Here is a 15,279-nt window from a genome sequence, read left to right as displayed (position 1 = left end):
TCTTCGGAACGCAAAATCACAAATCACACGTTCCCCTGTTGCGCATACGCACCCGTTGCGCTTCAATCAGGTCCAAATGCAACGGCAGGCGCACTATGAAAAACAAACTTCTTCTGATCATCCTCGACGGTGTCCCCTACCGTAACTGGCGGCGCCTTTTCGGAAATCTTGAAGGGTGGGTCGACAGTGGCGATGCGCGGGTGTGGAAAATACGCTCGGTCCTACCCTCCACCTCCGCCTCCTGCTATGCCTCCATCCACACAGGCGTTGCTCCTGCCCAGCATGGCTGCACCGGCAACGGCAATGTCTTCCGGCTGAGCCAGCCTGATGTCTTTTCCCAAACCCGCGCTGCCGGTGGTGTCACGGGTGCCGTCGCCCACAGCTTCTGGTCGGAGTTCTTTAACCGCCATCCTTTTGACTACGTTCGCGATATCGAATATGACGAGCCAGAAAGCACCAGCATCAACCACGGCCGTTTTCACACAATGACGGGCTACGGCCTTGTGAACCAGATGACTCCCTCGGATGTGGATCTCTTTGCCACACTCACCAATCTGTGCCTGCGATTTGGGCTTGATTACGGGATGCTGCACACCTGCACTCTCGACAGCATGGGCCACCGTTTTTTCCATGACTGTCAGGAAATGGATCACGCCTGTCACGTCATGGACGAGATGTTGGGGCCATTCATCCCCAAGTGGCGTGCCGCAGGTTATGAGGTCATTGTAACTGCGGATCACGGTCAAGACGCACGTGGCCACCACGGCGGGCGCGATCCGCTCCAGCAAGAAGCCGCGCTTTACTATTTTGGCGATGCAGAGGGGCCTGAGGCCGATGTCGTGATCGACCAGCTACAACTTGCGCCGACGATCCTGACCCGTCTGGGTGCACCTGTGCCGGGCACCATGAAAGCATCAAGCTTCTTGCGCTAGTCAGTAGGGCCACTGACCTTTTGCCAGCGCGGCGACCGCATCAGAGACACGTTTAAAAAACGCAGCCCCCCGCGTGGACATATTGCGCGCGCGCAAGCAGCCATGCACAAGCCCCGCTTCGTTGAACCACACGGCCTTCCCCCCTGCTGCGGAGACGGCATTGCGGTAGCTTTCGCCGTCACTGGACAGCGGATCGCATTGCGCCGTTACAATCACCGTGTTTGGCAGACCTCTAAAATCGTCATCATGGAGCGGCGCATAACGCGCATCCCCCACAGGTGATTTAGCTCCACCTGTGCGAATGGTTTGATAGAATAGCATGTCGCGGGTCGTCAATTCTGGTGCATTTGCATGCGCGACATAGCTGCCTTTTGTCGGATCCCCACCCAAGCCTGGATAGATCAAGATTTGCCCTGCAATGCGGTCACGGGCATGATGGGTAACCGCTGCAGCAAGGTTGCCGCCCGCGCTGTCTCCCGCCATCAGGATCGTCCCGCCAAAAGCAGCCTCAATCCCCTCGAAAGCAGCCGCGGCATCATTGTAGCAACCGGGAAATACGGTTTCAGGCGCAAGGCCGTAGTCCACGGATATGACACGCACCCCTGCCCGTGCGCACAACTCGGCACAGACATCATCGTGGCTGTGCAACCCACCGACGACAAAACCGCCCCCATGGTAATAGATGAGCGTAACCTCAGCAGGCCCCGCCTCATACCGGCGACAGGCTACGTCACCGTGCGGCTCATCCCATGTCTTCACACCCTCCGGGCGGCCTCCGTGGAATGCAGCGCACATATTGTCATAGACTTCGCGTTGCTCTGCTACGGTCAGATCAACGGCATTCGGCGGATAAAACTCCGCCCCTTTTGCGATATAGGCCTGCACCTCAGCGTCGAGGAGCAGGCCATAGTCAGGTTGATTGCTCAAGCGGCATCCCACTGGGTGACAAAGCTGCCCAACACTTCGTTCACAGAGTCAGCATCCGCGCCATTCATCGCCATGACAGCAACAAGACCGCGCTTTTTATCGTCCATCACATGATCAACCCGTGCGGCGACGCCTGCCTTTTCCAAAGCACCGTTAAAGACCCGTGTAATCGCCATGCGCCGCAAATCAGGCTTGAAGATTTTGCCAACAGCGGTTTTGGGCAACTCATCCATTATGGTTATGTTCTTGGGCTGGGCCGCACGCTCATGCACACGGCTGTTGGCGAATTCCAACAGCTCTTCGGGAGTGACACTCGCGCCACCGACCAACTCAACAAAAGCGCAAGGCACTTCGCCGGCATGGGCATCGGGCTGACCGATAGCACCTGCAAAGGCCACGGCTTCATGTCCCAAAAGCGCTTCTTCGATATCGGCAGGGTCAATATTGTGACCGCCTCGAATGATCAGGTCCTTGGCGCGGCCAGTGATCCAGATATATCCATCCTCATCCTTGCGCCCCAGATCACCCGTGCGCAAAAACTTTTCATCATAGTAGAGATCAATGTTTTTATCCGCTTCGGTATAGGTATTGCCTGGGAAAACGCCGGGATTGGAGACGCAAATCTCGCCGATTTCATCGACCTCGGCATCAATCGGGCCATCTGGCGTCCCTTTGATTATCCGCACCTTGGAATAAGGAAATTCGACCCCGATGGAGCCAACTTTCCGCACGCCATCCGTGGGGTTGCCCGAGACAAGCACGGTGGCTTCGGTCAGGCCGTATCCTTCGACAATGGTGATACCTGTCGCCTTCTCGAACCGCTTGAACAACTCCATCGGCAACGGGGCAGAACCGGAAAAAGCAGTCTTAACCGTAGACAGGTCCGCATCAATCGGTCGCTGCATCTTGGCCGAGATCGCAGTCGGCACAGTGATGATGAAAGTGACTTTCCAGCGCTCGCAGAGTTTCCAGAAATTATCAAACACACCCTCGCCACGATACCCTTGTGGGGTAGGTAGGATGATGTGGGCACCTGAATGCACGCAGCCCATAAACACCGCATGCACACCCATCACATGGAAGAAGGGCAGCGGACACATCGCCACGTCGTTCTCTGTATAAAGCAGACGCGCACCCGTCCATCCGTTGTAGATAATGCCGGAATATTTGTGCTGCGCCACTTTAGGCATGCCCGTTGTACCGCCCGTGTGGAAGTAACAGGCCACACGGTCCTCTTGCGGATCCTCAAACTGCAAGGTTTTTGGCTGCTTCGCCATCTCCTCGTTGAGGTTCATGTATTTCGCTTGGTTCTGCACAGTCCGCTTGGGGCGGATCAACGGCACGATGATCTTTTTCAGACCTGTGAGGTACCGGTGCAGGTCAACTTCGAGCACGGTTTTGACATTCGGCGCGAGAGCAACTGCTTCGGCTGTTTTATCTGCTACATCTGTCTTTGGGAACGGACGAAGGGTCACAACTACGGAAGCGTTCGTTTCCCGCAGGATTGCGCCTATCTGCTCAGCGTCGAGCAGCGGGTTAATAGGGTTTACGATACCTGCGATTGCACCGCCCAGCAGAGTTATCGCCGTCTCGTTGGTGTTGGGAAGCACATAGGCTACAACATCTTTTGGACCGATCCCGAGACTGCGAAACAGGTTTGCGGCCTGCACGGATTTATCGTGCAGTGTCTGCCATGTCAGCGTCTCGGCAAAATCTTTTGGACCCGAAAGAAGCTGATAGCTTATGGCATTATGATTTGGAAATTTCGAAGTGGTGCTGGCAAGCATGCCATACAGCGTTTTGTGCAGATCGCGGTCTTCCCACGCGCTCTCTGCCTCGATAATGTCGCGGTCCGGTATCCCAGAATATCCCATGTGTTTTCCTCCCCTGTGCTGCCACTTTTGTGACATGCGTAATTTGTCACATGACGATGACCTGCCCGCCGCCAAATTTCAAGCAAAGCATGGCACGGGACGCAGCGTTATGATGCTGCTTGCCCATACGTCAGTCATGTGAAGGAGATATGGGGATGGTCCGCGCCATGCGGAAGGGCTGTACCCCGATAAAGCGCGGGGTACAGCAGTATTCTTAGGCCGCTGGAATGCGCAGCACCTGACCGGGATAGATTTTGTCAGGATGGGTCAGCATCGGCTTGTTTGCTTCAAAGATTTTCTCGTAATGTGCGCCATTGCCGAGGGTCTTTTCCGAGATTGCCCAAAGGGTGTCACCCTTCTCGACCGTGTGGAACGTAGGCTCGCCCTCGCCACCTGTCACATCGTCCTCGACAGCAGCTACGCCTTCGACGTTGCCCACGGCCAGAATGACCTTCTCGCGCATTTCCTGTGAGGCAGCTTTGCCTGTCACAGTCACTTTGTCGCCGTCTACTTTAATGTCCAGACCTTCGGCATCAAGGCCAAGCTCTTTCAATTCATCTTGCAACGCCGCGCCGGACACTTCGGCGGCATCATCACCACCAAAAACTTTTTTGCCAGCACCTTTAACGAAACTCCACAGACCCATTTGAATACTCCCTGAATGGATTGATTTGTGCCCAGAGTGTTTCACCCTGCGGCACATAAGCGCAAGGGGGAATTACTCTGCCGCAATTCCGTCCGTGAATTGAAGTCGTGCCAAACGGGCATAAAGCCCCCCTTTAGCCACCAGATCATCATGGGTGCCCGTGTCCACAATCTGCCCTGCCTCAAGCACAACAATGCGGTCCGCCTTTTTCACAGTCGCCAAACGGTGTGCCACGATCAGGGTTGTACGCCCCGCGCTCAACTCTTCCACTGCCGCTTGCACGGCCCGCTCACTCTCGGCGTCCAATGCGCTGGTCGCCTCATCCAGCAGCAGCACAGGAGCCGCGCGCAAAATGGCACGCGCAATGGCGATGCGTTGTTTTTGGCCGCCAGACAGCATCACCCCACGCTCACCGAGGTAGCTGTCATAGCCTTCGGGCAGCTTGGCGATGAATTCATCAGCGGCGGCGGCACGCGCGGCACTCTCGATCTCGGCGTCTGTCGCTTCCGGGCGACCAAATCGGATGTTCTCGCGTGCGGAGGCGGCAAAGATCACAGGGTCTTGGGGCACCAATGCGATCTGGCGGCGAAACGCGTCCCGCTTGAGGTCGCGCAGATCAACGCCATCAAATGTGATGCGCCCAGATTGCGGATCATAGAACCGCAAAATCATCTGGATGATGGTTGTTTTACCGGCACCCGATGGTCCAACAAATGCAACAGTCTCGCCCGGCTTGATCTCCAGCGTGATCCCATCAAGGGCGGCAGTTTCTGGCCTTGAGGGATAGCGGAAATTCACATCTTCAAACCGGATATGACCTTGCACCGGCTCTGCCAAAATCTTTGCTGCGGCAGGATCGTTCACGGGGTCTTGGGTTTCTAGCAAATCAACCAAACGCTCGGTTGCTCCTGCCGCGCGTTGCAACTCGGACCAAATCTCTGACAGGGCAGCAACAGCACCCGCGACCATTACCGCATAAATCAGGAACTGGATCAGCGCCCCAACAGTCATCACTTCATTGCGCACATCACGCGCACCAATCCAAAGCACGCCAACGACGCCAGAAAAAACAAGGAAAATCACAATGGTAGTAAGGTAAGCTCGGGTTCGGATACGGCGCCGCGCAGCCTCGAACGAGTGCTCTGTCATGTCGGCGAACTGTGCACGGCTTGCCGTCTCATGGGTGAATGCCTGAACCGTTTGTACGGCAGTCAAACTTTCGGAGGCATTGCCGGAGGAGGCCGCGATCCAGTCTTGGTTCTCACGGCTTAGCACACGCAAACGGCGGCCAAGGAAAAGGATGGGCAGCACAACAGCAGGCACAATCAGCAGCACTAACCCCGCCAGTTTGGCCGAGGTAAGCAGCATCAGGATTAACCCGCCCACAAACGTCAGGAAGTTGCGCAGCGCGATGGAGATCGACGAACCGATAACGCTGAGGATCAGCGTAGTGTCAGTGGTAATGCGGCTGAGGACTTCGCCCGTCATAATCCGCTCATAAAAAACTGGGCTCATGGAAATCACGCGGTCAAATGTCGCCTTGCGAATGTCGGCAACCACACGCTCCCCCAGCCGCGTCACAAGCGCATAGCGCAGCGCAGACCCCACGGCGAGCAGGCCCGCAATCGCGAGGGCAGCAATGAAATACTGATCCAGCAGCGCCTCCTCGCCCACGTTGAACGTATCCACAACGCGGCGCACCGCCAAAGGCAAAGCCAGCGAGATCATCGCCGTCGCCACCAGCGCCGTCAGAGCCCCGGCCATGAGCAAGCGGTAAGGCCGCAGGAAGGGGAGCAAAGCACCCAATGCACCAATCTTGCGCGAGCGCGCGCGCTCTTCTGTAGCCGAGGGGGGGGGCGTCGGAGTATCCGCCATGCGCTGTCCTTTATAAAATCGTGCAGCGCTTAGTGGCGTGCGGATCATGCGGGGTCAAGCGTTGCGCTGTCGCATGCTGCAATTGCTGTAAGAAAGAGTGGAGCGGGCGGAGGGAATCGAACCCTCATCTTCAGTTTGGAAAACTGAGGTCTTAACCATTACACAACGCCCGCGCACCTGCATTGGGTATGTCATCAATGCCAGAGCGTCAAGATGGTCTGCGGTGGATTTCTCACCTGCACCCGTCAAAAATACGCATCTTCAAAGCACGTTGCGCCCCAATACTCCGGGAAGCCATGTTTTCACGTTGGCTTGTCTGCCCATCTGCCACCCCAAGACCTGATTGCTCGACAGACATGGCAACCCTGTCCGCGCCTCGATTTGGTCAATCACATCCAATGTCCTCAGATTGGTACAGGATAAAAACACCGCTTGTGTCCCACCCCGAGCCACAAGATCATACGCTGCCTCGACAATGGAGTGCGGTGCGATGCGCACAACACTCGCTTCATTGGCCTCGTTGAAGCTACCGAAAACAGGTGTGGCGATGCCTGCCTTATCCAATGCGTCGCGCAAGCGGTCAGACACATCGGCCGTGTAGGGTGATAAAAACGCAAGCTGCGTAACATCCATGGCGCGGCATGCTGCAATCAAAGCGCTGAGCGGGTCGGTGACATGTCCGGTCTGCGCACCCTCACCAATCAACTTGGCCACCTGTATGGACCCGATCTGCGCAGAGGCCGAAGTGCAGCCATATCCGATTGCAGCATAGCGCAAAGCATTTGGCAAAAGCCGCGCTGCATCTGTTAGATGAGAAGACATAGCGCGTAATTTCTCTGGCGTGACTTCGGGAGCACTTGGCACACGGCTGACGTAAATGGGCTGCTCGATGGGAAACATGCGGCGCAGATCGCCCTCAATCGTCTCATCAGTTTGTAAAACAATCATGCCCAACGGCGCAGATCCGTCCGCAATACGGGAGTAGCCATAGTCGGTCACACCTGCACCATCTCGCGCCCCGCACGCGGCGATAAAAAGCGCGGCGCACCGCCCGTGATCACGATGTCCTCCTCATGGACCAAGATTTTGCCGCCCTCAACGGAAATCCCGGGCTCAAGCGTGATCACCATCCCTTCCTCCAACACCGTCTGATCGTCAGGAACCAGCGAAAGGCCCTCTGTTAATTGCATCCCCAAACCATGCCCCAGCCGCCCCGCCTCAGAACCGCCTGCGCCCCCTGTCACAATACTGTCCATCGCGTGAAAAAGCTGTGCGGCGGTGGTGCCGACCCGTGCGATATCCGCTGCGGCGTCAACGGCATCAATCAGACGCGCATAGGCTGCTTCAGTTTGCGGTGTCGGCGCGCCCAGACTGAAATTGCGATCAAAGTCGCAAAAATATCCGTCCCAAACGAGACCGGTATCGAGCATCAGCACATCACCTTGCGCAAGAGCCGCATCACTGGCTGGTGAGATTACATCGCCATACCCGCCTTGTGCAGCGCCACCCGCAAGGTAGGGAACCCAATCCGCCCCCTCCTCCAGACACAAGCGCTGAAAATTACGAAACACACGCGACAGGGGGACACCCTTTGCGGCAATCTCTGGCACGCGGGCAAAGGCACGGCCCGCAATGGTGCAAGCGTGTTCAATCTTGGCAATCTCTATGTCGGATTTGACAGACCGAAGCCGCGCCACGATCCCCGCATCATCGCTCACAGAAGGCCGCAGTCCCGCCTGCACCCGGGCCCAATCAGCCAGCGGCATACGCAGATGGCTCTCATATCCCATCGGCGTCCCGATATTTGCAAAAGCGTTCAATGTATCTGTGAGCAGGCTTACGCCGTCATCAGCCAGATCGGGTGCACGCCATGTCCGAATATCATCAATCCACGTTTGCCCCATCAGCGCCGCGCCAATGGACGGGATCACCGCAATCGGTTTGCCCTCATTCGGGACCACCAAAAACCAAGGGCGCGACGGACTTTCCCAGAACCGCGTGAGGTATCCTGTGAAATAGCGCACATCGGCCTCAGTGGTGAGCAAAAGCGCATCAAGGCCTGCCGTCTCCATCATCTTTTGGGCACGGCGGGTGCGGTTTTCAAACTCCGCTTGCGCAAAGCCGCGCTGCATCAGGCGGGGCCTTCGCTGAGCACGCAGAAAATCCGTGATTGTGCCGTGATCCCGAGGTCATCGCGTTGCGCATCATCCAACGCAATCAGCGCCGCAATACCCGCAGCGCCCGACGGGGACGAGCCAAAGCCCGCAACCATTGCAAGCCCTGCCCCTGCTTGGCCTTCCGCCTCCGTGATCAGCGCGAAATCATCTGCGTCCTGTGCCAACCCTTTCAGCGCAATGAGCGAGGGCATCTTGCAATCAAGCCGTCCCATGTCTGAAACGGGGCCGCTGCTCTCAACCGCTTTGCCTGCCGCGATAGACCCATGCAGCGCGGCAGCAGCATGCGGTTCAACCACAATGATGCGGGGCGTGTCACTCCATGTCTGCCGCGCCAACGCAGCACAAGCACAGGCAAGTCCACCAACGCCTGCTTGTAGGAAAATATGCGTGGGCATCTCGGGCAGTTGCTCAATCGCCTCTGCCATAAGTACAGTATAGCCTTCCATCAAACGGTAAGGGCGCTCTGTATAGCCATGCCATGACCCATCCGACAGCAGGTCCCAGCCATTGTCATCAGCGGCCTTTTCCGCCGCTTTCAGACTGTCCTCATAGGTCTCGCCCTCGCGGACGACCTGTGCGCCCTGCTCTTCCAGCCGTGACGCGAAACTCTGGGGCACTGTCTGCGCGATATAGACAACTGACGCCGCGCCAAACGCCTTTGCCCCCGCTGCGACAGACATACCGTGATTGCCCGCGCTCGCGGTGACGTAGGTGCGTCCGCTCACGTCAATATCCTGCGCATCACAGGCGATGACATAAGCCGCGCCCAGCGCTTTGAAACTGCCCAGCCCCATGCGCCCACGCTCATCCTTGATCCAGACGTCCTGCACGCCTGCTTGTGTGGCAATGGCAACTGACGCCTCCAGTGGCGTCACCTTCGCCACAGGGCAACGCGCAACCAATGCCTGCGCCCGCGGCGCATCACGGGACGGTAGCGGGATGTCATCAAGACCGGAAAGCGGCGCGGGGCGGGTAATATGCAAAATATCCATATTCCAGAGGTGAGCCGTAAGCAGGCCATGGGTCAAGAACAATCGCGCCATAATATCGGCACGGAGTGGCGTGCCCAGAAAAGTTGGAAACGTCCCAAGCCATATTGGGCTCTGGGCAACAACAGTGAAGTGCCGCCCATAAGCCCACCGATCAGTAGCCACACGCTGCCCAGACGGTAAAGCTCGGAAAATCACATCGTGAAGCCTTACGATCACAGGCCCCGAAAACACAAAAGATGTGATCGAAATGTTTGCATACTGTTTACTGCAGATTTAATTGCGGATTGAGCGGGGGTGCCAGCCGTAGAACTGGGCGGCCATTAGCACAAATATCAGAACTTTCAGGGCGTCTTTCTTATGCCAAAGGTTTGTGACAATAGCGCAACCCTAAAATTGGTCGCCGGAGCACAGACAAAAATAAAGCACAGGCGTAAAACTGGCTGTCGGCCTATCAGGAACAAATTTTTGGAAATAGCTCCAGATGAAGCCCTACAGATCTAAATCCCAAAGGAATAGGAAAAGAACCCAAAAGTAGAGGACCTCAACCAGAGTTCTAGTCACCTACGCAAGGTGTACCTGCCGCCGCCCAAATTTCCAGGTCCTCCGCCAACTCTTCGGTGGTTCCAGGTGCGGCGTTGCGCCCTGCACCGGGTTTGAAGCCGTAGTTAACAAAAGCACTCGTGCGCACGTGCTCAGCCAGTTCAGCCATGTCGAAGCCATCATTCGCTTCAGGATGGCGCAACTGCTGACATACCTCGACACTAGACTTTCCACGCCACGCTAATTCAACAGGCGGCAAACGCCACGCCTCGTCAATTTGCGGTGCGGCATGCGGCACATTATTCGCGCCTTCGGCACTGATGTGACAGACGCGGCACGGAATACTTTCTGCCCCAATTCTGCTTTCGCCTGCAACAATGTTCATTCCGTGCACACTGTCCTTGGCATAGCCAAGGTCATCCCACGCAGGCCGCCCGCTCTCTCCGACGTGACAATTTGTGCAGCGCGGATGGGATGCCACGGCATAGATCCGGTCCCAAGCTGACGACCCCGCATCCTGCGCCTGTACGCCTGCTGGCAAGATCAATGTGAGGGCGAGTGCCAGACGCCTCATACGAAATCCACCGTGTGAAAGAATGGCATTTCGCGCAGGCGTTTGCCCGTTGCAGCAAAGATCGCATTGGCCAAAGCGGGTGCCGCAGGTGGCACAGGAGGCTCACCCACACCGCGAATTGCGGGATTGTTCTCAAGCCCGCGCACTTCAATGATCGGACATTGGTGCATCCGCATGCCTTCGGCGAAGTGATAGTTATCCTGCTCTGCACGGCCATCAGAATAGGTAATCTCGGAGTTCATAGCATGGCCCAGACCCCAGATCACACCCCCCGCGACTACATTCTCGAAGGTAACAGGGTCAACAACCCGCCCCACTTCGGCAGCAACCCACACATGGTCAATCTTGATCCCGTCATCTGTATCAGTTACTTGCACCACTTCCGCTGTGGGCACCCCAAAGGACGTCACCAGCGCCACACCGCGCCCTTGACGGGGTCCAAGCGGGCTGCCCCAGTTGGACATCTCGGCCACAGCTTCCAAAACAGCGCGGGCATCGGGGTCATTGGTCAGACGCAAGCGCTCCTCCATCGGATCGGCCCCTGCGGCATGGATCAACTCATCCAGAAAACTCTCTGCGAAAAAACCAGCTGTAGAGGCCCCGACCGAGCGCCATGACGATGTCGGCGCAAGCTCTGGCACAGCGTAGGCACGCACACGAAGATCTGGCACAGCGTAGCGCATGTTCCACGCCCCCGCAGCGATTTGCGTATCTGGTCCGGGAACAGGCGCACCAAGGCGACCCGATTGGGAGCGCGAGGAAGAAACTGTGGCAATGTCGAGATCAAGCACCGTCACCTTGCCATCTGCATGCGCACCACGGCCGCGTCCCATACCAATCTGGCGGTTATAGTCTTGCGCAAAATCTTCCTCACGGCTGAACGTAAGTTTGACAGGTGTGCCCATCACTTCACGCGCCACATCCACCACAACATCGACATTGTCGAACTCAAGACGGTGACCAAAGCTGCCACCGGCGTATTGGTTGTGCAAAAAGACCTGCTCCGTCTCCATGCCCAACCGCTTCGCAACACGCTGCTCTACAAAGCCGGGAATTTGGTGGGCAACCCAGATGTCCACACGATCTGCGGTGACCAATGCCATGGCATTGAGCGGCTCAAGCGGTTGGTGCGCCACATAGGGCGCACGGTATTCGGCCTCAATAACCTCAGCACCCTCAAGCGCGGCATCCACATCACCGTCATGGCGCCACTCTTTGTCCAGACGCTCTGGTGTGAATGAAGCGGCAACTTCGGCCCAATGGGTCTCCTGCTCGGCGGGGTACGGGGCCCGTGCCCAGTCATATTCAATCTCTTCCAGTGCGCGGAAGGCACGCCAAGTGTTGTCTGCAATCACCGCTACACCGTAAGGCAGACCGACGATTTGCGAAACACCGCGCATTCCCTGTGCCGCTGTCGCGTCAAAGCCTTGGAGTGCTGCCCCTTTCCGTGGGTTCATCCGCACCGAGGCATGCACCATACCGTCAAGTTTAAGATCGATACCATAGGTCTGCGTGCCTGTAGATTTAGCCACCACATCCAACCGCTCGACCTGCTTACCGATCAAACGCCACTGGGACGGATCACGCAGAGTGACATCGGTAACAGGCTCCAATTCAGCCGCGCGGTCAGCGAGGTCGGTATAGGCGATGCGCACGCCATCGGGCAGGACAACTGCCCCCGCTTCGGTCTTGAGCAACGCTGCCTCAATGCCCGTCTCGGCAGCAGCTGCCGCTTTCAACGTCTCACGCGCTACGGCCCCTGCCATGCGCAATTTGTCAAAACTGTCAGGCACCGAGGTTGAACCACCTGTCACCTGCGCGCCTAACACCTTCATGACAGCACCCATGGTGCTGCGCATCGCCTCTGCGGCAAAGCTGTCGTCGTTAGAGCGGAACGGCACTGCCTCAGCCGCTAGCGCTGTGTTGTAGTAAGCACCCGCAGGCACGCCCGGCGTTGTGGAAATTTGGTTTAGCTCCACATCCAGTTCCTCGGCGATCAGCATCGCTTGCATGGAGGCGGCACCCTGACCGAGATCTGTATGCGGTGTGACCAGTGTGATACCTTCGGCGTTGATCTTGACCCAAGGATTAAACACCGCATCGCCCGCACGCGCACTGGCGATAAGCGGGTTGTCTGGGTCCCGTTTTACCAGATAGGTGCCGAATGCCACGCCGCCCAAGATGGCCGCAGAACCGACAAGAAACGAACGCCGCGCGATTGTTTTCAGACGACCCATATCAGGCTCCTTGCAGCTTGGTTGCGGCGGTTTTGATCGCAGCACGAATGCGCGGATAGGTTCCGCAGCGACACAAATTACCGCTCATCGCTTGATCAATTTGTTCGTCATTTGGCTCACCATTCAAATCGAGAAAACTGGCCGCCTGCATGATCTGCCCCGACTGGCAATAGCCGCATTGTGCGACCTGATGCTCGATCCATGCCTCTTGAACAGCGTGCAACGCACTGGGAGAACCGAGACCCTCAATTGTGGTGACATTCCCGTCTACATCCCCTGCCGCCAACTGGCAGGAGCGCACGGCAACACCGTCCACATGAACGGTACAAGCGCCACATTGCGCAATGCCACAGCCGTATTTTACATCTGTAATGCCCAGTTCGTCCCGCAGCACCCACAGCAGAGGCATGTCATCCTCGACATCAACTTCATGGGATTTTCCGTTCACGTTCAGTTTCATCGTATCTGCCTCTTGGTGGGTCGATTATTTGGATTGCATCCGCTCAATCATTTTGAGCACAGCACGGCGCGGCAATAACGGAATGATCCAGTTGACCATGAAGTCCAACTGCTTTTCGTTGATTGCGACCAGTTCACCACGAGACATAGCATCGTATCCATATTTTGCCACCGATCTGGGCGTTTTACCGCCACCTGCTGTCAGCTTTGTTCCGTGCAAATCGGCGCGGTCGGCAAAGGCGGTTTTGACATAACCGGGTGCCAGAAGGGTGACTGTCACCCCTTGGGGCCGCAGCTCATGATCCAACGCTTCAGAAAAGCTTTTTACAAAAGCTTTGGTTGCGAAATACACTGCTTGAAGCGGGCCAGGCATAAAGCCGGCACTGGAACCTACATTGAGGATGCGGCCTTGCGCACGTTTGGACATCTCGCGCCCGAAGTGATGGCTTAACGCGACCAGCGCTTTGACGTTTAGATCAATCATCTCCAACTCGTCGTCGATATTACGATCAATATGACGCCCCTGCCCGCCAAATCCTGCGTTATTGATCAGGATATCAATCTGGATACCCGCTTCGGTCACTTGGCGAACAAGCTCGGATGGCCCCTTGGCAGTTCCAAGATCAGCAACAATGACATGCGCTTTTACTTTATGCTCTGCCTCGATCTCGGCAGCGAGTTTTTTAAGCTTATCCTCCGAACGGGCCGTCAAAACGACATCGCCGCCTTTCTGCGCATGATAGCGGGCAAATTCGGCCCCGATACCAGAGGATGCGCCAGTGATAAGGGCAGTTTTCGACATTAGGATAGCTCCGACTTGATTGAAAAGGCTTGCATGACAGATACGCGCGAGGCGCGGCGTGTCAACATGCGGTCAAGGGTCAACTCAGCCGCTTGCGCAACGTCAGAAGTCCATAAAAGCAAAGGCCCGCCAAAAGCCCCCACACCGCAGCACCGATGCCAGCAACACTCATGCCTGATGCCGTGACTGCGATGGTTAATATCGCCGCCTCGCGCCCATGATCTTCTGCCAATGCGGCCCGCAATGCCCCCGCCATGACATTTAATACCGCAAGACCGGCAAGCGTGGAAAAGACAAGGTCCGGAACAGCGGCAGCAAAGGCAGTCAGCAATCCTGCGCACATGCCGAACAGACAATAGAACACGCCTGCCATGACGGCGGATTTATAGCGCTCTGCGGGGTCGGGATCACTGTCCGAATTTGCGCACATCGCCGATGTAATAGCCGCCACACAGATCGAGAAAACACCAAAAGGGGCCGCAAGGATGCTGCCTGCCCCCACGGACGAGAGCAGGGCAGATGGCGGCGGGGTAAAGCCATAGCTGCGCAGGATCGCCACGCCCGGAACGTTCTGGGTGGCCATCGTCACGACAAACAAGGGCAGCCCGATACTGATCGCAGCGGTGAGCGTAAACGAAGGGTTGGTCCATTCGGGCAATGTCACAAATGACATGCCGCGAAGTGCGGCGGTATCGCCCATCGCAAAAGTCATCACACCCGTCATCACAAGCGCCACTGGCACCGCAGCAAGGCGGTGTACCAGCGCCCCCGCAATCCACGCCCCGATGATTGGTCCCACAAAAAATGGCAGTTGCGGCAAAGCTTGGAAAGGCACTAGACAAATGGGGAAGAGCACCCCGGCCAGCATCGCCTGGGCCAGATTTGCGGGAATTGCAGCCGCAGCATGCCCCAAGGGGCGGACAAGACCTGCCGCCAGCGTGAGCAGACCTGCGACAATGAACGCGCCAACGGCCACAGGAAAACCGCCCTGCGGTGCCACACTCACTGCCAGCAACGCAGCACCCGGTGTCGACCACGCGATGCTAACGGGCATGCGAAAATAGAGGCTCAGGACGATGGCGGCGATACCCATCGCCATGGCAGAAGCCATAAGCCCTGCCGACGCCTGGGCGGGGCTCGCGCCGACGGCAGAAAGCCCCTGCACCACAATCGGGAAAGTACCAAAGAATCCGACAATCGCCACCACAAGTCCGGTGGAGACGTGCCGGACGGTCGGGGTCATC

13 protein-coding genes and 1 tRNA gene are annotated in these 15,279 nt (G+C 57.1%); 1 reads left to right on the top strand and 13 read right to left on the bottom strand.

Annotated elements, in window-relative coordinates:
* Window positions 1–95: 95 nt before the first annotated feature.
* Window positions 96–932: an alkaline phosphatase family protein gene (locus tag Q0775_RS12190; RefSeq protein ID WP_298861031.1), complete on the top strand. Its 837-nt coding sequence runs from the start codon at window positions 96–98 to the stop codon at window positions 930–932.
* Here the strand turns inward: Q0775_RS12190 and Q0775_RS12185 are convergent, their stop codons facing one another.
* The 13 genes from Q0775_RS12185 to Q0775_RS12125 all read right to left on the bottom strand — a co-directional run bounded on the left by Q0775_RS12185 (window position 933) and on the right by Q0775_RS12125 (window position 15,278).
* Window positions 933–1,859 carry an alpha/beta hydrolase gene (locus tag Q0775_RS12185; RefSeq protein WP_298861028.1) on the bottom strand — a complete coding sequence of 309 codons (927 nt, stop codon included), beginning with the start codon at window positions 1,857–1,859 and terminating at the stop codon, window positions 933–935.
* A complete protein-coding gene (locus tag Q0775_RS12180) occupies window positions 1,856–3,733 on the bottom strand; it encodes an acyl-CoA synthetase (protein WP_298861025.1) in 1,878 nt (625 codons plus the stop codon). Before Q0775_RS12180 ends, Q0775_RS12185 begins: the two co-directional genes overlap by 4 nt.
* Window positions 3,734–3,947: 214 nt before the next feature.
* Window positions 3,948–4,379: a peptidoglycan-binding protein LysM gene (gene lysM, locus Q0775_RS12175; RefSeq protein ID WP_298861021.1), complete on the bottom strand. Its 432-nt coding sequence runs from the start codon at window positions 4,377–4,379 to the stop codon at window positions 3,948–3,950.
* Window positions 4,380–4,451: 72 nt separating this feature from the next.
* Window positions 4,452–6,254 (bottom strand): ABC transporter transmembrane domain-containing protein, encoded by a 1,803-nt coding sequence (locus Q0775_RS12170; protein ID WP_298861018.1) that lies wholly within the window; start codon window positions 6,252–6,254, stop codon window positions 4,452–4,454.
* A gap of 98 nt (window positions 6,255–6,352) precedes the next feature.
* Window positions 6,353–6,427, bottom strand: a tRNA-Gly gene (locus Q0775_RS12165).
* Window positions 6,428–6,515: 88 nt separating this feature from the next.
* On the bottom strand, window positions 6,516–7,253 hold the full coding sequence (locus tag Q0775_RS12160; RefSeq protein ID WP_298861014.1) for an Asp/Glu racemase: 738 nt from the start codon (window positions 7,251–7,253) through the stop codon (window positions 6,516–6,518).
* Window positions 7,250–8,386, bottom strand: coding sequence for a Xaa-Pro peptidase family protein (locus Q0775_RS12155; protein ID WP_298861012.1), 1,137 nt, complete (start codon window positions 8,384–8,386; stop codon window positions 7,250–7,252). Before Q0775_RS12155 ends, Q0775_RS12160 begins: the two co-directional genes overlap by 4 nt.
* A complete protein-coding gene (locus Q0775_RS12150) occupies window positions 8,386–9,423 on the bottom strand; it encodes a pyridoxal-phosphate dependent enzyme (RefSeq protein ID WP_298861009.1) in 1,038 nt (345 codons plus the stop codon). The genes Q0775_RS12155 and Q0775_RS12150 overlap by 1 nt, the downstream gene beginning before the upstream one ends.
* A 553-nt stretch (window positions 9,424–9,976) precedes the next feature.
* The gene (locus Q0775_RS12145; protein ID WP_298861006.1) at window positions 9,977–10,537 is read right to left on the bottom strand and encodes a hypothetical protein; all 561 of its coding nucleotides are present in this window, start codon (window positions 10,535–10,537) and stop codon (window positions 9,977–9,979) included.
* Window positions 10,534–12,774 carry a molybdopterin cofactor-binding domain-containing protein gene (locus Q0775_RS12140; RefSeq protein WP_298861003.1) on the bottom strand — a complete coding sequence of 747 codons (2,241 nt, stop codon included), beginning with the start codon at window positions 12,772–12,774 and terminating at the stop codon, window positions 10,534–10,536. The genes Q0775_RS12145 and Q0775_RS12140 overlap by 4 nt, the downstream gene beginning before the upstream one ends.
* 1 nt (window position 12,775) lies before the next feature.
* Window positions 12,776–13,234 (bottom strand): (2Fe-2S)-binding protein, encoded by a 459-nt coding sequence (locus Q0775_RS12135; RefSeq protein WP_298861000.1) that lies wholly within the window; start codon window positions 13,232–13,234, stop codon window positions 12,776–12,778.
* 24 nt (window positions 13,235–13,258) lie between these two features.
* Window positions 13,259–14,035, bottom strand: a complete 777-nt coding sequence (locus Q0775_RS12130) for an SDR family oxidoreductase (protein ID WP_298860997.1) — start codon at window positions 14,033–14,035, stop codon at window positions 13,259–13,261.
* A 79-nt stretch (window positions 14,036–14,114) separates the two neighbouring features.
* Window positions 14,115–15,278, bottom strand: a complete 1,164-nt coding sequence (locus Q0775_RS12125; protein WP_298860995.1) for a benzoate/H(+) symporter BenE family transporter — start codon at window positions 15,276–15,278, stop codon at window positions 14,115–14,117.
* Window position 15,279: the final 1 nt, after the last annotated feature.

This window comes from uncultured Sulfitobacter sp. (assembly GCF_947499945.1).
In the GTDB taxonomy this organism is placed as follows: domain Bacteria; phylum Pseudomonadota; class Alphaproteobacteria; order Rhodobacterales; family Rhodobacteraceae; genus Sulfitobacter.
This window is presented reverse-complemented; position numbering and strand designations above follow the sequence as displayed.

What these genes read in the sequence shown, in the direction of transcription:
- Q0775_RS12190 (WP_298861031.1), top strand. Translation starts at nt 96, where the DNA reads ATGAAAAACAAACTTCTTCTGATCATCCTCGACGGTGTCCCCTACCGT.
- Q0775_RS12180 (WP_298861025.1), bottom strand. Translation starts at nt 3,733, where the DNA reads ATGGGATATTCTGGGATACCGGACCGCGACATTATCGAGGCAGAGAGC.
- Q0775_RS12135 (WP_298861000.1), bottom strand. Translation starts at nt 13,234, where the DNA reads ATGAAACTGAACGTGAACGGAAAATCCCATGAAGTTGATGTCGAGGAT.
- Q0775_RS12145 (WP_298861006.1), bottom strand. Translation starts at nt 10,537, where the DNA reads ATGAGGCGTCTGGCACTCGCCCTCACATTGATCTTGCCAGCAGGCGTA.
- Q0775_RS12170 (WP_298861018.1), bottom strand. Translation starts at nt 6,254, where the DNA reads ATGGCGGATACTCCGACGCCCCCCCCCTCGGCTACAGAAGAGCGCGCG.
- Q0775_RS12155 (WP_298861012.1), bottom strand. Translation starts at nt 8,386, where the DNA reads ATGCAGCGCGGCTTTGCGCAAGCGGAGTTTGAAAACCGCACCCGCCGT.
- Q0775_RS12150 (WP_298861009.1), bottom strand. Translation starts at nt 9,423, where the DNA reads ATGGATATTTTGCATATTACCCGCCCCGCGCCGCTTTCCGGTCTTGAT.
- Q0775_RS12140 (WP_298861003.1), bottom strand. Translation starts at nt 12,774, where the DNA reads ATGGGTCGTCTGAAAACAATCGCGCGGCGTTCGTTTCTTGTCGGTTCT.
- lysM (WP_298861021.1), bottom strand. Translation starts at nt 4,379, where the DNA reads ATGGGTCTGTGGAGTTTCGTTAAAGGTGCTGGCAAAAAAGTTTTTGGT.
- Q0775_RS12130 (WP_298860997.1), bottom strand. Translation starts at nt 14,035, where the DNA reads ATGTCGAAAACTGCCCTTATCACTGGCGCATCCTCTGGTATCGGGGCC.
- Q0775_RS12125 (WP_298860995.1), bottom strand. Translation starts at nt 15,278, where the DNA reads ATGACCCCGACCGTCCGGCACGTCTCCACCGGACTTGTGGTGGCGATT.